We start from the raw sequence: 19260 nt of genomic DNA, 5'->3' as shown, positions 1-19260 counted from the left end.
CTTAATCGAGGATATCGTCGAGGGCACTCTTGATACGGTCGGTCACCGACTTCTTACCAGAAGCGACGTCATCGCCCATCTCATCGGCAAAAGCACGGAGCAGCTCGCGCTGCTTATTGGAAAGATTGGTGGGAACGACCACGCGCAGTTGCACGATCAGACGGCCACGCGAACCGCCACCGCCAATGCGCGGCATGCCGTAATTATTGACGCTCACGGTATCACCGTACTGGGCGCCGGCGGGAACCGTCAACTTAACGACCTCGTCGGGCATAATGCCCTCGACCTCGATCTCGCAGCCAAGCGCAGCCTGCGCAATCGAGATATCGCTCACCAGGTACAGGTCGTCACCGTTGCGCTTAAAGCGCTCATGGTCGGCAACGCGCACGTTGACAATCAGGTCGCCCGAAGGCTCGCCGCGAAGGCCGGCCTCGCCAAAGCCGCTCACACGCAGCTGGCGACCGGTCGAAACGCCGGCGGGAATATCGATGTCGATCTTTTCATGCGAAGGCGTGCGGCCCTGACCGTCGCAGGTCTCGCAGGGATGGTCGATGACCGTGCCCTCGCCATGGCAGTCGGGGCAAGGCGAGGAAGACTGAACCTGGCCCAGGAACGAACGCTGAACCGTCGTGACGTAGCCCGTACCGTGGCAGCGGCCGCACTGCTTTTCCTGTGCGCCCTCTGCCCTACCGGTGCCGTTGCAGTCCTCGCAAGGAGCAAGGCGGTCATAGCTGATCGTCTTTTTGCAGCCGAGCGCCGCCTCCTCGAGCGTCACCGAAAGCGAGATGGCCATGTCACGTCCGCGACGACGCTCACGACGGCTGCGGGCGCCACCGCCGGCACCGCCGCCAAAGAACGACGAGAACAAGTCGTCCATGCCCATGCCACCAAAGATATCGTTGATATCGACGTAGCCTGAACCACCAGGGCCGTCGGCAGTGCCGTAACGGTCGTAGTTAGCACGCTTCTGATCATCGGAAAGAACGGAATACGCCTCGTTGAGCTCTTTAAACTTGGCCTCGGCCTCGGGGTCGTCCGAAACGTCCGGGTGTACGGTACGGGCCTTCTTTAGAAACGCGCGCTTAATCGTCCGCGCGTCGGCATCCCTGTCGACGCCAAGTACCTCGTAGTAATCCCTATTTTCCGACACGACCGAATCCTTCCGACTTTCATTATTGTCACAGTGCGTCCTATACCCAAGCAGGGCCGGCCGCAAACAGAGGGTTTGATGTTATTGCATTTGGTACGGCGAAAGCATGGCCCGTTGCGAGCAGCTCGCGAACCAAACCGACACGAGCGCGAACATAAAGCCGTTGGCAAAACCGTTGGCAAACTGCATCGCACCGCGCTTCCACCACAGCAGACTGCGATGAAGCACACCGTCCGAAAGCACCATGAACAGGCCCATGGTAAACGGAATAAAGCACATCACGGCAAAGGCAGAGAACACGCCCGAGATGGCCGAGAGTACCAAAAACGGCGCCACGATGCCCATCAGGTAAAAACCGGTACGAGCTTTGCCTTCCAAGCGCTCGGCCTCAACATGGGCGCGGCCGACCAGGTCGCCGCCCGCGGCACCGTTGGTGCCAGCATGACCCATGCCGCTGATGCGGACCTCGTCGCCATCGTGAGTGCCGGCAGGAAACTCAATCGTCTGCTCGGAGGTTACGCGAGTACGACCGCTGCCACCGCAAACGGGGCAGGGGTCGGCCACGACCTTACCGGAACCGCCGCACTCGGGGCAGACCGACTGGAACGTGCCCGCACCAAACAGGAAGGACAGGTCGACATCGATGTGGCCGCGGCCGCCACAGCTCGGGCAGGTATGGGCATGCTCAGACGAAACGGAGCCCGAGCCGCCGCAGTTGCTACAGGTATCGAAGCGCGTGTAGCGGACGGTCTTGCGGGCACCGCCCTTGGCCTCCTTCGCGTCGAGTTTGATATCGACGACCACGTTGGCGCCGTTCTCGGGATTGTAGGCAGCCTGCCCGCGACGCTGCTGGCCCCAGGCGCCACCAAAGGGAAAGCCGCCCTCAAAAGGATTGCCATAGCCTGCGCTGCCGGCGTAGCCGCCACCATAGGGCGAAGCCGTAGGAGCACCGGCGAAGGGATTGCCAGAACGCATGGCGTCGTAGCGCGCACGTTTTTGCTCATCCGAAAGCACGGCGTAGGCCTCGGAAACCTCTTTAAACTTTTCCTCGGCATCCGGCTCTTTGTTGACGTCCGGATGGAGCTTGCGGGCCTTTTGTTGGAAGGCCTTTTGAATATCACGCGAGGTGGCATCCTTGGAGACACCCAGGATCTCGTAGTAATCTTTTTCGTTCATCGTCGCCATGCGCGGCAACCTCCTGCTCACAGCAGCGTATATATTCCGGTAATTCTACCCGAGCGGCCTAAGCTAGATCCCAAAACAGCTCGAACAGAACATTTCCATCGAGCCAGCCCAGGTGGGTCGGCGCCAGACGAGCTCGAACATGGCCCGCGACGACATCTGCCGAAGTAAAGGGTCCCTCATGGACCCCGAGCGTCTCAGGCACCCAAGTGACAAGACCCAATTCGAGCGCGCGATCGCAAGCGGCTGTCAGCCCATCGGCCGGGATGACACGAGCCGCGCGAACCAACAGGTCGGACGCGACACCGCGCGTCATGCGACAGGCGAGCATCAGGTCTTCGGCCGCAGCCTCGCGCTGCGACAGATGTTCGGCCTCGAACGCCGTCGCATCATCGTCACGTTGCACCAGACGCACGCGGTACGCATCGCCTCGAGAAGAAACACCGGGGAACAAACCTGCAAGACGGTCGAAATCCGCGGCGTCGAGCATGCCCGCGGCAGAACGCCCCAGGCCCAGGTAGCCCCGTCCGGTCCAGTAGGCAATGTTATGGGCGCACTCATGGCCGTCGAGCGCGTAGCTCGCCACCTCATACGGGTGATAGCCGGCGGCACCCAGGAGCTCGCGTGCCACGTCCATGCATGCGGCCTGAAAATCCTCATCAGGCTCGAGCGACTCGTCACGGCACGCCATGCGATAAAGGGGCGTCCCCTCCTCGAGCGTGAGCGGGTAGACCGACACATGATGCGGAGCCGCCGCCAGCACGCCATCGAGCGTACGCTTCCAACTCGCTGCGGTCTGCCCGGGAAGTCCGCACATAAGGTCGCACGACACGTCGAGCCCAGCGTTCTTGACCGTCGCGATGGCGGAGAGCGACCGATCGGCATCGTGAATGCGGCCGATGGCGGTAAGTTCGGCGTTATCGAGCGTTTGCACGCCCAGAGAAACGCGTGTGACACCAACCTTGGCAAGCGCAGCGGCAAGCTCGGCGGTCAGCGATTCGGGATTGGCCTCGCAGGTAAACTCAACGGGGGCGCACCACGCACGAATACGCCGCGCCAGCTCCACCAGGCGCTCCCCCGCCAGCGACGGCGTACCGCCGCCAACATAGACGGTGCGAATCTGGTCGAGGGCCCCAGCCTTGCCAAAAGCATCGAGGCGCGCGTACAACTGCTCAAAATAGGAATCGAGCGCGGCATCCAAATCACACGAAGCAAAGCTGCGCGAGTCGAAGTCGCAGTAGCGGCACTTTTGGGCACAGAACGGCACGTGCACGTACAGCGCGGTAACGGCCACCCTTAAGCCTCCAGCGGATGAGGGGGCACCGATTCGCCGGCGGCAAGGGCAGCCTCGCAGGCCACCACATCATGCTCGATCTCATCGACCAGCGCCATAAACTCCTCATACGTGGAGCAGCGCACCACATGGGCACGCCAAGCGGCGGCATGGGGCATGCCTTTTAAGTACCAGCTTGCGTACGTGCGGGCACGCGACATGAGCGGCAGGAGCTCATGCGTCAGCGTTAGGTGCTCACGCAGGGCGTCCAGGCGCTCGCGTGAGGAGCGAGACGGCACCGGCGTAGCGTCGAGTGCAAGGGCGCGAGCATCGCCGAACACCCAGGGGTTGCCATAGATACCGCGCGCGATAAACACCGCGCTGGCACCCGAGCTGCGCAGATGCTCCGCGGCATCCTCGGCGCAGAACACATCGCCCGAACCGATCACGGGAATCTCGACGGCATCTGCGACCTCATCGACGACCGACCAATCCGCCTGGCCAGTGTAGAGCTGCGTAGCGCAACGACCATGCACGGCGACTGCGGCAGCCCCTGCACCCTCAAGCATCTGGGCAAATGTCGCGGCATTGCGGTCCTCGGCATAAAAGCCTTTGCGAATCTTGACGGTCACGGGCACGTGCGCCGCGCCCACCGTGGCCTCGACGATCTTCTCCGCAAGGTCGGGCGTGCGCATGAGCGCCGAGCCCTCGCCCTTGGTGACAACCTTGCGGGCGGGGCATGCCATATTGATATCGATGAGCGACAGGCGATCGCCAACGCGCTCCTCGACGGCGGCGACGGCGCTCGCAAACTGATCAGGCTTGGAGCCGAAGAGCTGCACGCAAATCTGCTGCTCCTCGTCGGCCGGTAGCACCAGGCGCCAGGTCTTGTTGCTGGCATAGGCAAGGCCCGCCACGCTCACCATCTCGCTGTAGGCAAGGTTGGCACCGCGGCGGCGGCACATGATACGGTAGGCAGGGTCGGTCACGCCCGCCATGGGAGCCATAAGGAACGGCTGCTCGGCATAGGCGCCCAGCAGCCGCTGACTATATTCGGAAAGCGCCATAGACCTACTCGTCCACCTTGAGGATCGCCATAAACGCCTCCTGCGGGACCTCGACCGAGCCGATGGCCTTCATGCGCTTCTTACCCTCTTTCTGCTTCTCGAGCAGTTTGCGCTTACGAGAAATATCGCCGCCGTAGCACTTAGCAAGCACGTCCTTGCGGCGCGCCTTGACGGTGGAGCGGGCAATGATCTTGTTGCCGATAGCACCCTGGATGGGCACCTCGAACAGCTGACGCGGAATAATCTCCTTAAGCTTGTCGCACAGGCCACGGGCCAGACCATAGGCCTTGTCCTTGTGGACGATAAACGACAGCGCGTCCACCTCGTCGCCCGAAAGCAAGATATCGAGCTTCACAAGCTCGGATGGACGATACTCATTGAACTCGTAGTCCAACGAAGCGTAGCCCTTGGTACGACTCTTGAGCTGGTCAAAGAAGTCCAAGATGAGCTCGGCGAGCGGCATATCGAAGCGCATCTCGACCGATTTGCTCGTCAGGTGGATCATGTCGGTCGTGACGCCACGATGCTCGATGGCGAGCTGCATGACGGCGCCCGTGTACTCAGGCGGGCAGATGATCTTAGCCTTGAGGTAGGGTTCCTCGATACGCTCGATGCGCGTGGCCTCGGGCAGGTCCTGCGGGCTGCGGACATCGACCATCTCGCCATCGGTCTTGTACACGTGATAATCGACCGAAGGGCTCGTGGCAATGAGGTCCAAGTTGAACTCACGCTCGAGGCGCTCCTTAACGACCTCCATGTGCAGCAGGCCCAAGAAGCCCACGCGGAAGCCAAAGCCGAGCGCCACGGACGTCTCGGGCTCCCACACCAACGAGGGGTCGTTAACGTGCAGCTTATCGAGCGCGTCACGCAGGTTCTCGTAGTCCTTGTTATCGATCGGGAACAGGCCCGTATAGACCATGGGCTTGGCCTCGCGGTAACCCGGAAGCGGCTCGGGGCAGGGGTTCGACGCCCAGGTAAGGGTGTCGCCCACGCGAACGGCCTCGGGGTCCTTCAGGCCCGTGACCACGTAGCCGACCTCGCCAACCGTCAGCGCGTCAACCGGGGTCTCGGCAGGACGCTTGACACCCACGCCGTCGACCAAAAAGTCGCCCTCTGCCTGCATCATGCGCAGGGTATCGCCCTTTTTGATGGAGCCGTCAAAGACGCGCACCGTGGCGACGACGCCACGATACTCGTCGAAGTACGAATCCAGAATGAGTGCCTTGAGCGGCGCGTTCGCATCGCCCTTGGGCGGAGAGATCAAAAAGACAATGGACTCCAGCAGATCGTGGATGCCCTCGCCGGTCTTGCCCGAGACACACACGGCATCATCGGCAGGAATCGCCAGGTCATCCTCGATCTCGGTCTTAACCTCATCGGGATGGGCCGAGGGCAGGTCGATCTTGTTGATGGCCGGCACAATGTCCAGATTGGCGTTCATGGCGAGCGTCGCGTTGGAGACGGTCTGCGCCTCGACGCCCTGCGTGGCGTCGACAACGAGCACCGCGCCCTCACAGGCTGCCAGCGAGCGCGAGACCTCGTAGGTAAAGTCCACGTGGCCCGGCGTATCGATCAGATTGAACTGATACGTCTCGCCATCGTCGGCGTCATAGGACACGCGAACGGCATTGGACTTGATCGTAATGCCGCGCTCGCGCTCGATATCCATGGTGTCGAGCAGCTGCGACTCCATGTCGCGCTCGTCGACGGTATGGGTGAGCTCGAGGATGCGGTCACTGATCGTGGACTTGCCATGGTCGATGTGCGCAACAATCGAGAAGTTGCGGATGTGGGAAATGTCAATTGAAGTATTCATGCGGACTATCTTACCCGAGCGGTACAAAAAATGGAGCCTGTTCCATAAAACAGGCTCCATTTATGCGCGTAATCTGTGTGGTGTGAAATTTACAACTTAGGCGTTGATGCTGTTCACGAGCTTGGCAAGACCGGACTTGCGGTTGGAAGCCTGGTTCTTGTGGATAACATGCTTGGCGGCAGCCATGTCGAGACGCTTGGTGACGGTCTTGAGGGCAGCCTGGGCCTTCTCGGCGTCGCCCTCGGCGACGGCGGACTGAACGTGCTTGGTCAGCGTCTTGAGCTCGGACTTGACAGCCTTGTTACGCATGCGAGCTGCCTCATTGGTGCGGATACGCTTCTTCTGAGACTTGATGTTTGCCACTTCTGGAGTTCCTTTCGAGTTCCTTGCAAAAAATGTATGACACCTCTGAGACACGGTGAGGTCATGCAAGCGCCTACTATAGCACGCTCCCCCTCAAAGGGATAGAACGAATTTGTCAAATAGGCAGGTATCATCACGATTTTCTCAAGATGTTCGTAATCCAGAGCAAAAGCGCGGTCTGAGAATCGGCCGAACCCTTGAGCGCGAGCTCCACGTCGACCGCACCCTCGAGCGCTGCGACGAGCTCTGCCATCGAAAAGCGACGTGCCCAGGTCAGGTGATTCTTGACCTGCCAGGACTGGAGCTTGAGCGTTGCGGCCAGCTCACGACCCTGTCCGCGCGCATCGAGCGCCTTGGCGACGATTAGCTCGCGGATGCGGCCGCACAGCAATGTGTAAGTCCACACGTAGCTCTTGGCGGGCAGTAGATTGAAGAGCTCGAGCGAGCGTCGCATGTCACGGGCCGAGACCGCATTGAGAAAGTCCCAGGGCTGGACTTCGGCCGTGCGCACAATCCAGCGCTCCACATCGGCAAGCTCAATCTGGGGCGCCTCGACCATCTGGGCAAGCTTAGCCAAGTCGTTATCGAGCATGCGAGTGTTTTCACCCGAACGCGAGACGAGCTCCTCGGCGGCCGCCGTCGAGATCGACTTGCCGCGCTGCGTCGCCATCTGCTGCACACGGCGCGGTAGCTCCCAGCGCTTGGTGCCGGAGCAATCGACCACCGCCTTCTTGTCGATCTTGGCGATCGCCTTATACAGGCGCGTGTTCTTGGCAAGCGAGTCGGCGATGATGAGGCAGACCGTTGTGGGGCTGGGACTCGCCAGATACTCGACGAGCGGCTCCGAGACCGCCTTGGCGAGCTTTGAGCAGCCATCAAGGATTACCAAGCGAAACTCGCTGCCCATCGGAAAGGTGTTAAGCGATCCGATAATCGACTCGATATCGGGGTCCTTGGTCATGTCACGCTCGTCGAGGTTGAACTCGACCATACCCGACTTTTCCAGACGCGCTTTCATACGCGAGACGGCGTGATCGCGCTTGACTCCGTCGGTGCCGACGATCAGATATGCCGGCAGCAGACCGGTTTCGGACATTACGCTCCCCTCCCGCAGGCCTTCGTATTCGCTCCGTGCCATTCTAGCCCAGGGGCCCACCACACGCCAAGGACGTCGTCACGGTCGCTGGCATCGCATCGCAAAGCCATTCGCAGTCGGCGTGACGGTAATGTCGCCGTGTTCGATAGTGCACGCGAAAACGCCGCCCGCTTCCTTAACGGCATCGATGCAGGCATCGGACGGATGGCCGTATCGATTCCCCTCGCCCGCGCTCGCGAGGGAAAGCTCGGGCTTCAGGACGTCCAGCAACTCACCATCAACTGAAACCTTAGAGCCGTGATGCCCAAGTTTAAGGACATCGATATCCCCCACCTCCTGCACGAATTCCCGTTCTTGGTCAAGCTCGGCATCACCGGTGAGGAGTATGCGCAGGCCCTTGCCTTCCTGAACATAAGAGAGCAACAGGACAAGCGAGTCCTCATTTCCCTCGCCATCCACGGACTCGAATGGCCACACCACGCGGGCGCAAAAAGAGCCGATGTCGACCGTATCCCCACGGCACACCTGCCGATACTCCACGCCAGGTCGGTTCAATACCTCGGCAGGAGCATCCTCCAGCGCATCCGCCGCCACGGCAATCGTTCCGACCGAAAACTGTTCGAGCACGGCAGGCAGACCACCCCAGTGGTCCTCATCCCAATGCGTCACAAAGACGGCATCGATATGGTGCACGTTATTGCGAACCAACGCTGCTACCACGCGCTCGTCGAGCCCGCAGTCGACGAGTGCTACTGCGCCGCCCTGGCGGATAAGAATCGCATCGGCCTGGCCCACATCGAGCACCGTCACCGAAGGCGGCGCGAATCGATCCCAGTAGACGTACGGAATCGCAGCCAAGAGCACCAGGCATGCAAGCCCCACCGCCATAGGACGTGCGCGGGGACGCGGCCACCAGACCAGCAGAACCGCCAGCACACACGGCACTAGGTAAATCCACATGCTATCGGGCGGCACGCTCACGGATGCACCCGGCACGGCGGCAAACAGCTGCTCGAAGAACAGAGCGCAACGGGCGGCAATCATGGGCACAACGAGCGCCCAAGTCCGCAACGGCGCCACGAGCGAAAAGGGAACAAGCACGATCGACACAGCAAGCAGTACGCTCACCACCGGACCGATGACCGCATTTGCCAGCGGAGCAATGAGCGAGAACGTACCGAAGGCGGGAATGGTAATGGGAAGAGTCGCCAGTTGCGAGCACAGCGTGACGGAAAGCATGCTGGCGACGCCCGATGGCACACCCAGCTCACCCAAAGCGTAGGTCGCATAGGGGCAAAAGCACAGAATGGCTAAAACGCTGGCACATGAAAGCTGAAAGCCCATCTCGAACAGCACTGTCGGCCTCAGTAGCACAAAGATGGACATGGTTACGAAGAGAGCCGATGCGCCGTGCCGGCGACGCCCCGTGCCGTTTACGACAAGCGTCGCGAACACCATGCAGCACGCGCGCACGGCCGAGGGAGACGCGCCCGTAAAGGCAGCGTAGCCAACAAGCGTTATCGCCAATATCGCCCGCTGAAGACCACGCGAACACCGAGTCTTTTGCAATACACCCTCGATTACAAACCCCACGATAGCCAAATGGCTGCCCGAGACGGCGATAAGATGCGCCGTTCCCGTCACCGAAAACCAGTCGCCCGCCGGTTGGGCGCGCAGCTCGGCCGAACGACCACAGACGACACCGGCTATGAGCGCACGCGCCGGGTCGGTCGCAGGCGCGATGGACGCAAGCAGCCCATTTCGCAGCCGAAGCAGCGGCCCCGGAGAGCCCTCATCGACCGACACAATCCGAACGGCTTTAACCTTGCGCACCTCGCCTCGGAGCACGCGCGATCGTCCATATGCATCGTTCTCAAAACGTGAAACGCGACCGATAACACGCGCGTGCGCCCCGACCTTGAGTTCGAGGTAGCACGATAGGCGAACCGTTGCCAAGTTCTTACCGTCCGCACGTGCCTCGCAGGTATAGGAATACACGTCGTCGTTTATGGATGGATCGCCCTGCACGACAAACTCGAGGCCGCTTGCCGCTCGACCGTCGAGCGCCTTCGAGGCGTTGAGCGCGCCCGCAGCCCACCACGCCGAGACGACCGCTCCCGCCACGAGACCGACGGACGCGGCGTACAGCCACCGCTTCCAAGGGGCAAGCCGCGCACAAGATTGAGCCAGCACAACGAATACCGCCGCCGCAACGGGAATGGCCCATAGCGGCCCGACCGCCGGCGCCTGCTCCCTCAGCAGCGCGTCAGCGGCCACGTTGAGCACCAAGGCGCAGCTCATGCACATGCCGGCACACAGGGCCATCGTCCACGGTATCAGGGGCCGCGGAGGCATCACATGCTCGCGCTCGGTCGCACTCATACGCAGATGCAATCTTTGATTTTGACAAGCTTTTTCTCGCCAATTCCCGACACACGCATCAGATCGTCAACCGAGGCAAAAGCACCGTTCTTTGTCCGCTCATCGATAATCGACTGGGCCATGGAGGGACCGATGCCCGAGAGCGTCTGTAGCTCTGCCGCGCTTGCCGTATTGATGTTTACTAGGCCTGTTGCGCCACTCACGCCCGATGATGCGGAAGCCCCACCATCAACACCGGCTTCCGCAATGGACGCCTGCTGCTCCCCTACCGTTGGAACGTGGATTTTTTGTCCATCAGTGACCTTAGATGCCCGATTGAGCCCCGTAACGTCTGCCTCGGGAGCCAGCCCGCCGGCGGCATCAATCGCCTGAGCCACCCGCGCGCCGTCCTTGAGGCGATATACACCGGGCGACACAACGGCGCCATCGACATCGACATAGACCTCTGCCGCGGCAGAAGCCTTAGTCGAAGAGCCTTCGGATGTCTTTCCGCTCGAAGCATCGCCGGATCCCGGCTCCACTAACGAGCCCGTACCATCAGTGCGCTCAAACGACACACCGCCGGCACCGCCGGCAAGGTTCGCCATCGCCAAGCCGCTCGCCATCGCAATGACGCCCAGCATCGCCGCCACCACAGCCTTATGACCGAGCAGCTTGCCCGCCCAGCGGTCCATCTTTTTGACCCGTTCGTGTTGTTCGCGCTGCGCCATAGCAAAACCTCCCAACAACATCGTGCCAGGAAAAGAGCCCTGCAACAGCCATGCTTCAAAACCGGTTATCGCGGTCAAACCAAAAGCCGACCAAAACCTTGCACAAATCTGTCCATTTATTCAGGCACACGTCAGCAAATGAACACTTAGCCGCAAAATGCCCAGATAGCAAAAGACCGACGATGCAGGCGCATCGTCGGTCTATGCACAAAATTACTCGTGATCTTGGTAAATCTCACGCGGAGCAAGCTCCGAATGTTTGCGTTTTAAGGTCTTAGGGGCCTTATACGTGTTGCTATCGAAGTCGATGTACTCGGTCTGCTTGAGCAGGCGATCGATCATCTCCTCGTGATCGAACAACTCCCAGGCCTCATGCACGGCATCGAGTTTAGCGTGCGTCTCGGGACGGCGCGGCATAAACAGTGTGCAGCAGTCGGGAGCGGCCTCAGTCGAGATATCGAACGTACCGATCTCCTCGGCGCGCGCGATAATCTCCTGCTTGTCCGAACCGATGAGCGGACGGAACACGGGGATCTTCACGGCCTCGTTAACGGCCATGATATTCTCAAGCGTTTGGGAGGCAACCTGTCCAAGCGATTCGCCCGTCACGATGGCCTTGGCGCCCTCGATGTGTGCAATGCGCTCGGCAACCGAATACATAATGCGGCGATACATGATCACGCGCAGGTTGCTGGGACAGGTAACCGAAATCTCACGCTGGCAGTCGCCAAACGGCACCACGTACAGGCGGCCGATCTGGACACCCGGCTCAAGCGCACGGATGATGTCCTGCACCAAATACTCGCTCGTGTCGGGCGTCTGCGGACGACCAGAGAAATGTACCGGCACGCACACCGCGCCGCGACGCGCGAGCATCCAGGTCGCCACCGGAGAATCGATACCCGACGACAGCAGCGTCACAACCTTGCCGGCAGACCCCACCGGAAGACCACCCACGCCGCGCTCAGAGCGCGCATACACATAAACGCTACCCTGGACCACCAGCACGTGCACCATCGCATCGGGGTCGTGCATTTGAACCTTTTTATCGGGGAAGGCCTCACACAGCACCTCGCCCACCTGACGATTGATGTCAATCGAGGTGAGCTCATAGTCGGTATTGGAGCGCTTGGCGTGCACCTTAAACGAATCGAAGGAACCAAACTCGCGCAGCGCCTTCACGGCGGCGGCACAGTACTCCTGAGGGTCGCGATTGGTGTGATACGCCAAAGACACGCGAGCAACGCCGGGAACGGTGCGAATGACACGCGCCGCCTCGTCGGCCTGATGCTCGTTAAAGGTCACGAGGATATAACCGGAAATTCGAGACACGGCATTCACGGAAAAGGCGGCCAAGGCCGCCTTGATGTTATCCATGAGGATATGCTCAAAATGTGCGCGGTTCTTACCCTTCAGTCCAACCTCGTGATAGTGGACCAGGCAGACGCGAGCCGCCATTTAGGCTTCAGCAACCTTGTGGCCGAGCGCCTTCTCGTAACGGGCCTCGTCGTAAGAGATGTCGCCGTCGACAATCTCGTCCATAGCCATCGAGATGGTATCGGCACCGGAAAGCCCGATGGTGATGTCATCGACATCCTGGACGGCAAGCACGCGGTTGTGCTGGCCACGCAGCATGCTATTGATGTCGCAGGCGCGCTTGGAGGCAAGCGAAGCAAGCAGGAAGCGGTTGTGATCGGTCTTCTCCAGAAGATCGTCAATGCAAGGCTTTACAACGGACACGGACCTCAGATCCTTTCATGCATATCGAGAACGCGAACGAGCTCATCGGTCGCGCGGTCGAGATCGTCATTAACCACGACGTCGTCGTAGCGGTCGGCAAGGGCAAGCTCATCGGCGGCGTTTGCCATACGCAGCTCAATCGTCTCGGGCGTCTCGGTACCGCGACCGACCAGACGCTCGCGGAGTACCTCAAGCGAAGGCGGCTTGATAAAGATCAGCACGGCCTCGGGGAAACGCTCCTTCACCTGCAGGGCGCCCTGGACATCGATCTCCAAAATCAGAGACGCGCCCGAGGCGAGCTTGGATGTGACCTCGCTCACCAACGTGCCGTAGCAGTTACCGTGGACCTCGGCCCACTCAACAAACTCGCCGTTTGCCACGCGGCGGTCGAACTCCTCGCGCGTCAGAAAAAAGTAGTTGACGCCGTCGACCTCACCTTTGCGTGGTGCTCGCGTGGTAGCCGAAACCGTCAGGCCCAGGTTCGAGCGGCGCTCGCGCACACGAGTGACGAGCGTACCCTTGCCTGCGCCTGACGGTCCAGAAATCACAAAGAGCTTGGAATCCTGAGCGCTCACTTATTTGGTCAGCTGCTCGAGGAGCTGCTCGCGCTGACGGACGCCGAGGCCCTGGACGCGACGGGTAGCGGAGATACCGAGCTCCTCCATGATCTTGGCGGCCTTGGCCTTGCCATAACCAGGAAGAGACTCGATGAGGGTGGAAACCTTCATGCGGGAAGCGATGGGGTCATCGGAGTTGAGCACGGACTCGAGGGACTTCTCGCCCTTCTTGATCTGCTCGCGAAGCTCAGCGCGGGCGTGACGTGCGGCAGCAGCCTTCTCAAGAGCCTGCTTGCGCTGCTCATCGGTAAGCTGAGGGAGTGCCATTCGTACCTCCAAATAGTTGGGTTATATCTGATTCAATAATTGGCATTTTAGCACGTAGAACGTACAAAATGCCCAGTCGCGGCTCCATAGGTTAGACGATACCCGCAAAAAGTGCAATATACTGCGCCCAAAGTTAAGCCCCTGACCTGCGATTCCACACAAAGGATGGGAAAGTTTACGCAGGCACAGGGGCTATTTTGTGCTAATGAGACCCAAAAGTGGTGACTTAGGGGAATCTTTTACGCGACGTTTTCGACCAGCTCAGCGACGATGGCGTCAAAGGCGGCAACCGGATCGTCGGCACCGGTGATGGGACGGCCCACCACAATGTGGCTTGCGCCACGCTCGATAGCCTGGGAAGGCGTCGCCACGCGGGACTGGTCACCAAGGGCGGCACCCACCGGACGCACACCCGGAGTCACGATCAGGGCATCGGGGCCCAGCAGCTCACGCATGTCGTGAGCCTCCATCGGCGAGCACACGATACCGTCGATGCCGTTGGCCTGAGCGAGCTTTGCCAGGCGGGCGGCCTCCTCGGCCACGGGCGGCTCGACGCCGATCTCGCTCAAGGCATCCTGGTTCATGCTCGTGAGCACGGTGATGGCGACGAGCTTGGCGCGGTCCTCGCGCGCCTCCTCGGCGCCCTCGCGGCAGGCAGCGAGCATGGCGCCCGAACCCAAGCCGTGGACCGAAAGCAGATCGGCACCGGCAAGCGAGGCCGAGCGGGCAGCACCGCGAACCTGATGCGGAATATCATGGAACTTAAGGTCAAGGAAGACCTTAAAGCCCAGGTCCTTAAAGGTCTTGACGATCTCGGGGCCCTCAGCGTAATAGAGCGTCATGCCCACCTTGAGCCAAGCGGCATGACCAGAAAGCTCGTGGGCGAGCTCGAGCGCACGCTCACGGTCGCAGTCGAGGGCGACGATAACGCGGTCGCGGGCGTCGGTCTCTAGCATTCGAAAGCACCTACCAGCTCGTTGATGTCCTTTACGCCCTGGGACTCCGCCCAGGCCTCGAGCTCGTGCGCGATCTTGAGCGAAGCGCACGGATCGACGAAGTTGGCCATACCGACCGACACGCAGGTGGCGCCAGCCAGGATAAACTCGGCCGCATCCTCGCCCGTCATGACACCGCCGACACCGTTGATGGGGATATCGACGGCCTGGGCAACCTCCCAGACCATGCGCACGGCGATGTGGTGGCACAGCGGGCCCGAAAGGCCGCCCTTGGGCTTGGCCACGCGGGACTTGCGGGTATGGACGTCGATGGCCATGCCCTGGATGGAGTTGATGACTGAAAGACCGTCGGCGCCGGCAGCCTCGAGGGCCTTGGCGATCTCGGCGACGTTGACCGGCGCCATCTTCACGAACAGCGGCTTATCAGTCACCTTACGGCAGGCAGCCATAACGGAAGAGGCGCCCTCGGGCGTAGAGCCCATGGCGGCACCGCCGGCGGCGATATTAGGGCAGCTCACGTTGATCTCATAGCCGGCAGCCCAGGGGCACAGCTCAACATACATCTCGAGTGCGCGGACAAACTCGTCAACGGAGTGACCGGCGACCTGGCAGATGACCTGGCAACCGTCCTTGGAGAGCTGCTCGAGCCACGGACCGGACTCACGGGCAAAGGCAGCCACGCCGGGGTTCTGAAGGCCCACGGAGTTGATCATACCGCCGGGAATCTCGGCCATGCGGGGCGCGGGGTTGCCGGGCCAGGGCTCGGCAGCGCAACCCTTGGTGGTGATGGCGCCCAGCTGGGAAACATCAAAGAAGTTCTGGAACTGCCAACCGTAGCCAAAGGTACCGGCTGCGGTGTTGATGGGGTTCTGCATCTTGACGCCGCCGAAATCGACGGCCATGTTCACGGTACCCACTAGAAGACCACCACCTTGGAAGCATCGAACACGGGGCCGCACATGCAGGCGCCCTTCATACCGTCGACCGTCTCGACATTGCAGGTGTTGCAGGCGCCAAAGCCACAGCTCATCATGCGCTCAAGCGACACCTCGCAGTACGCACCGGCCTCGGCGGCAGCGGCGGCGACTTTCTTCATCATGACAGCGGGGCCGCAGCTGGCCACATAGTCGTAGCCGCCCTCGCCGAGCAGCTCGGCTGCCGGGTCGGTGCAAAAACCGTGCGTGCCCAGCGTGCCATCGTCGGTGCACACGTTAACCGTGGCGCCCAGCGCGCGGAACTCATCGACACCCACGGCCTTGGAAGCGGTGCCAAAGCCCAGGCACACATCCACATCAACACCCTGCTCGGCAAGCATACCGGCAAGACACAGTACAGGCGGAACGCCGATGCCACCGGCGACGAGCAGGGCCTTCCTGGTGCCCTCGGGTACCATCCAGCCACGGCCACCGGGGCCCAGCAGGTTAGAGGTGGAGCCAGGGCCCATCTGGGACAAACGACGGGTATCGTCGCCCACGACGGCGTACCACAGCTCGACGGTACCGGCCTCGGCGTCGGCGCGATAGAAGCTCAGGGGCACGCGAAGCAACGAGGACGCATCGCCGGGCACGGCAATGTTCACAAACTGACCGGGCTTGAGCGCACTTGCAAGCTTGGGGGCCGAGATGACGAGCGAGAAGATGCCGTCGGCGATCTCCTGGTTCGAGACGACCTCGAAGTCGTGCATGCGTGCAGTGGAAGGTGTGGGCATAGACGCTCCAATCCCCCATGCGATTGCATGGTCAAAACGAACAGAAAGCGCGGCACCGCAAGGGCACCGCGCACAAAAGCGATAAGGCTATGCTAGCAGATGCAGCCGTCGGCGAGCGTCTGCTTACCGCCGACAAACACATCGGTGGCACGACCGGTAAGCGTGCGGCCGGCAAAACCGGAGTTCTCGGCGCGCGACTCATAACCGTCCTCGCCGACCGTCCAGGTGGCAGAGGGGTCGAACACGGTCAGGTCGGCAACGGAGCCCGCCTTGACCTGAACCTGGTCGAGGCCCAGGATCTCGCGCGGCTTGATGGCCATGAGCTCGACCATGCGGCCCACGCTCATCTTGCCCGTGTTGACCAGCTCGGTGAGTACGAGCGACAGCGAGGTCTCGAGGCCAATCATGCCAAAGGGCGCAAGCTCAAACTCGCGGGCCTTCTCCCACGGGGTGTGGGGAGCGTGATCGGTGACGATAACGTCGACGGTACCGTCGATGACACCCTGACGGATAGCCTCGGCGTCCTCGTCGGTGCGCAGCGGCGGATTGACCTTGAACGAGGTGTTGTAGGTCTCGTCCAGGTCGTTCTCGGTCAGGAACATGTGGTGCGGGGTAGCCTCGCAGGTAACCTGAACACCGGCGGCCTTACCGGCACGCACGAGCTCCAGGCCGTGAGCGGTGGAGATGTGCTGGATGTGCAGCTTGGCACCGGTCAGCTTGGCGATCTCGATGTCGCGGGCGATCTGAAGCTCCTCGCCAGCAGCCGGCCAACCCTCGAGAGCCAGACGGGTCGAAACCTTGCCCTCGTTGATCTGGCCGTGGCCGACCAGGTCCTCGTCCTGGCAATGGCTCATAAAAACCTTGCCGAACATCTTGCCGTAGTCCATGCAGCGACGGAGCATGCCCGCGCCCTGCACGCCGCGACCGTCATCGGTGAAGGCGACGGCGCCGTGGGCGACCATATCGCCCATCTCGGACATGGCCTCGCCCTTAAGACCGCGGGTCATGGCGCCCGACGGATAGACGCGGCAGTGACCGACCTCGGCAGCACGGGACTTGACGAACTCCACGACGGTGCCGTTATCGGTGACGGGATCGGTGTTGGGCATGGCACACACGCCGGTAAAGCCGCCCTTGGCAGCTGCGCGGGTGCCGCTCTCGATGTCCTCTTTGACCTCGTAGCCGGGCTCGCGAAGGTGAACGTGCATGTCCACCAGACCGGGGACGAGGTACTTGCCGGAAAGGTCGCGGACCTCGGCCCCCTCGACGGCGAGATTCTCGCCGACCTCGGCGATCTTGTCGCCGTCAATCAGGACGTCAACGACACCGTCAAGCTCGACGGACGGGTCGACGACGTGGGCATTCTTAAGAAGCAAGGCCATTATCGGCACCTCCAAGCAGCAGATACAGGATAGCCATACGCACGCAGATACCGGCGTAGACCTGCTCCAGGATGACGGAGCGTTGCGGGTGGTCGGCCATATAGGAGTCGAACTCGACGCCGCGGTTGATGGGGCCCGGGTGGCAGATGATCGCGTCGGGCTTCATGAGCTTCTCGCGGTCCTTGGTCAGGCCGAAGAGCTTGTGGTACTCGCGAATGGTCGGGAACGGGGCACCCTCGAGGCGCTCCTGTTGCACGCGCAGCATGTAGACGACGTCCAGCTCGGGCAGGACGGAATCGAGGTCGCTCGTCACGTGGTCGCAGCCCAGGACCTCGGGCGACGGCGGCAGCAGCGTGCCGGGGGCGACGGCGTAGGTCTCGCAGCCCATGATCTTAAGGGCGGGGATCAGCGAGCCGCAGACGCGGGAGTGGGCGATATCGCCGACGACGGCGACCTTCAGACCGTGGAAGTCACCCTTGTGCTCCCAGATGGTGTACAGGTCGAGCAGGGCCTGCGTAGGATGGTTGTGCTTGCCGTCACCGGCGCAGATGACGCTCGCGGGCGAGTTCTGCGTGACGATGTAGGGAGCGCCGGCGTGCTTGTCGCGCACGACGATGCAGTCGATCTTATAGGCGTTAAGGGTCTCGACGGTGTCGACAAGGCTCTCGCCCTTGACCGTGGAGGTCGAGGAGCCACCAAAGTTGAGGCTATCGGCCGAAAGACGCTTCTCGGCGAGCTCGAAAGAGCTGCGGGTGCGCGTCGAAGGCTCGTTGAACATGTTGACGATGGTCTTGCCCTTGAGCGTGGGGACCTTCTTGATCGCACGCTCGTTGACCTCGGAGAACGCCTTGGCGGTCTCGAGGATGAGCTTGATGTCCTCTTCGGAGTACTCGGTAATGTCGATCAGGTGCTTATGGTTGAACGCCACGGTACTACTCACCTCCCAGCGGCGCGGAGCCCACGTGGGAACCCGGCGCGACGTCGTTAATCTCGACGGCGGTGTGGCCGTCGACTTCCTTCATATATAGGTGCACGTTCTCCTCATGCGACGAGGGAACGTTCTTGCCGACAAAGTCCGGCGAGATGGGGAGCTCGCGGTGACCGCGGTCAACGAGAACTGCCAGCTCAATACGGCTCGGACGGCCCAAGTCCATGACGGCGTCCAGAGCGGCGCGAATGGTACGACCCGTGTACAGGATGTCGTCCACCAAAACGACGCGCTTGCCGTCGACGCTAAAGGGAATGTTGGTGGCGTGGATCGCGGGAGCGAAATTGGTCGCATAGTCATCGCGGTAGAAGCTGATGTCGAGGCTGCCGAGCGGAACGTCGACGCCCTCGATCTCCTTGATCTCCTCGGCGAGCTTCTTTGCCAGAAGGTCGCCGCGCGTGACGATGCCGACCAGAGCGAGGTCTTCACAGCCCTCGTTGCGCTCGAGAATCTCGTGCGCGATGCGGGTCATCGCTCGATTGACGGCGGTCTCGTCCATGATGACCGCCTTGGGGGAAGTCGTGCCCATCGATCTCCTTCCTCACATGTCTTGACTGCTGACA

19 protein-coding genes are annotated in these 19260 nt (G+C 61.4%); all 19 read right to left on the bottom strand.

Annotated elements, in window-relative coordinates; translation table 11 throughout:
- Position 1: 1 nt before the first annotated feature.
- The gene (dnaJ, locus tag PMW67_RS03995; RefSeq protein ID WP_271738804.1) at positions 2 to 1150 is read right to left on the bottom strand and encodes a molecular chaperone DnaJ; all 1149 of its coding nucleotides are present in this window, start codon (positions 1148 to 1150) and stop codon (positions 2 to 4) included.
- 81 nt (positions 1151 to 1231) lie between these two features.
- Entirely contained in the window at positions 1232 to 2335 is a 1104-nt protein-coding gene (locus PMW67_RS03990) for a DnaJ domain-containing protein (RefSeq protein WP_271738803.1), read from the bottom strand.
- A 58-nt stretch (positions 2336 to 2393) separates the two neighbouring features.
- On the bottom strand, positions 2394 to 3626 hold the full coding sequence (gene hemW, locus PMW67_RS03985) for a radical SAM family heme chaperone HemW (RefSeq protein WP_271738802.1): 1233 nt from the start codon (positions 3624 to 3626) through the stop codon (positions 2394 to 2396).
- A 2-nt stretch (positions 3627 to 3628) separates the two neighbouring features.
- The gene (gene dusB, locus PMW67_RS03980) at positions 3629 to 4672 is read right to left on the bottom strand and encodes a tRNA dihydrouridine synthase DusB (RefSeq protein ID WP_271738801.1); all 1044 of its coding nucleotides are present in this window, start codon (positions 4670 to 4672) and stop codon (positions 3629 to 3631) included.
- A 4-nt stretch (positions 4673 to 4676) separates the two neighbouring features.
- Positions 4677 to 6488, bottom strand: coding sequence for a translation elongation factor 4 (gene lepA / locus PMW67_RS03975; RefSeq protein ID WP_271738800.1), 1812 nt, complete (start codon positions 6486 to 6488; stop codon positions 4677 to 4679).
- Between the two features lie 96 nt (positions 6489 to 6584).
- Positions 6585 to 6851 carry a 30S ribosomal protein S20 gene (gene rpsT, locus PMW67_RS03970; RefSeq protein ID WP_022094714.1) on the bottom strand — a complete coding sequence of 89 codons (267 nt, stop codon included), beginning with the start codon at positions 6849 to 6851 and terminating at the stop codon, positions 6585 to 6587.
- 133 nt (positions 6852 to 6984) lie between these two features.
- Entirely contained in the window at positions 6985 to 7947 is a 963-nt protein-coding gene (holA, locus tag PMW67_RS03965; RefSeq protein ID WP_271738799.1) for a DNA polymerase III subunit delta, read from the bottom strand.
- Between the two features lie 78 nt (positions 7948 to 8025).
- Positions 8026 to 10329: a DNA internalization-related competence protein ComEC/Rec2 gene (locus PMW67_RS03960; RefSeq protein ID WP_271738798.1), complete on the bottom strand. Its 2304-nt coding sequence runs from the start codon at positions 10327 to 10329 to the stop codon at positions 8026 to 8028.
- Positions 10326 to 11039: a ComEA family DNA-binding protein gene (locus tag PMW67_RS03955; protein ID WP_271738797.1), complete on the bottom strand. Its 714-nt coding sequence runs from the start codon at positions 11037 to 11039 to the stop codon at positions 10326 to 10328. The genes PMW67_RS03960 and PMW67_RS03955 overlap by 4 nt, the downstream gene beginning before the upstream one ends.
- A gap of 213 nt (positions 11040 to 11252) precedes the next feature.
- Positions 11253 to 12497, bottom strand: a complete 1245-nt coding sequence (thiI, locus tag PMW67_RS03950; protein ID WP_271738796.1) for a tRNA uracil 4-sulfurtransferase ThiI — start codon at positions 12495 to 12497, stop codon at positions 11253 to 11255.
- Positions 12498 to 12779, bottom strand: a complete 282-nt coding sequence (locus PMW67_RS03945; protein WP_035138532.1) for a DNA-directed RNA polymerase subunit omega — start codon at positions 12777 to 12779, stop codon at positions 12498 to 12500. It lies immediately after the preceding gene.
- Between the two features lie 5 nt (positions 12780 to 12784).
- Positions 12785 to 13354, bottom strand: a complete 570-nt coding sequence (gmk, locus tag PMW67_RS03940) for a guanylate kinase (RefSeq protein ID WP_006236131.1) — start codon at positions 13352 to 13354, stop codon at positions 12785 to 12787.
- Complete coding sequence (gene mihF / locus PMW67_RS03935) at positions 13355 to 13663, bottom strand: integration host factor, actinobacterial type (protein WP_006236130.1); 309 nt, start codon at positions 13661 to 13663, stop codon at positions 13355 to 13357. It lies immediately after the preceding gene.
- Positions 13664 to 13902: 239 nt separating this feature from the next.
- On the bottom strand, positions 13903 to 14619 hold the full coding sequence (gene pyrF / locus PMW67_RS03930; protein ID WP_271738795.1) for an orotidine-5'-phosphate decarboxylase: 717 nt from the start codon (positions 14617 to 14619) through the stop codon (positions 13903 to 13905).
- On the bottom strand, positions 14613 to 15521 hold the full coding sequence (locus PMW67_RS03925; RefSeq protein ID WP_006236128.1) for a dihydroorotate dehydrogenase: 909 nt from the start codon (positions 15519 to 15521) through the stop codon (positions 14613 to 14615). Before PMW67_RS03925 ends, pyrF begins: the two co-directional genes overlap by 7 nt.
- 14 nt (positions 15522 to 15535) lie before the next feature.
- Positions 15536 to 16303: a dihydroorotate dehydrogenase electron transfer subunit gene (locus tag PMW67_RS03920; RefSeq protein WP_271738815.1), complete on the bottom strand. Its 768-nt coding sequence runs from the start codon at positions 16301 to 16303 to the stop codon at positions 15536 to 15538.
- A 116-nt stretch (positions 16304 to 16419) separates the two neighbouring features.
- The gene (locus tag PMW67_RS03915; RefSeq protein ID WP_271738794.1) at positions 16420 to 17709 is read right to left on the bottom strand and encodes a dihydroorotase; all 1290 of its coding nucleotides are present in this window, start codon (positions 17707 to 17709) and stop codon (positions 16420 to 16422) included.
- On the bottom strand, positions 17693 to 18637 hold the full coding sequence (locus PMW67_RS03910; RefSeq protein ID WP_055309882.1) for an aspartate carbamoyltransferase catalytic subunit: 945 nt from the start codon (positions 18635 to 18637) through the stop codon (positions 17693 to 17695). The genes PMW67_RS03915 and PMW67_RS03910 overlap by 17 nt, the downstream gene beginning before the upstream one ends.
- A gap of 4 nt (positions 18638 to 18641) precedes the next feature.
- A complete protein-coding gene (pyrR, locus tag PMW67_RS03905; protein WP_006236123.1) occupies positions 18642 to 19226 on the bottom strand; it encodes a bifunctional pyr operon transcriptional regulator/uracil phosphoribosyltransferase PyrR in 585 nt (194 codons plus the stop codon).
- Between the last annotated feature and the right edge of the window lie 34 nt (positions 19227 to 19260).

The organism is Collinsella aerofaciens, from assembly GCF_028209395.1.
Lineage (GTDB): Bacteria > Actinomycetota > Coriobacteriia > Coriobacteriales > Coriobacteriaceae > Collinsella > Collinsella aerofaciens_AZ.
This window is presented reverse-complemented; position numbering and strand designations above follow the sequence as displayed.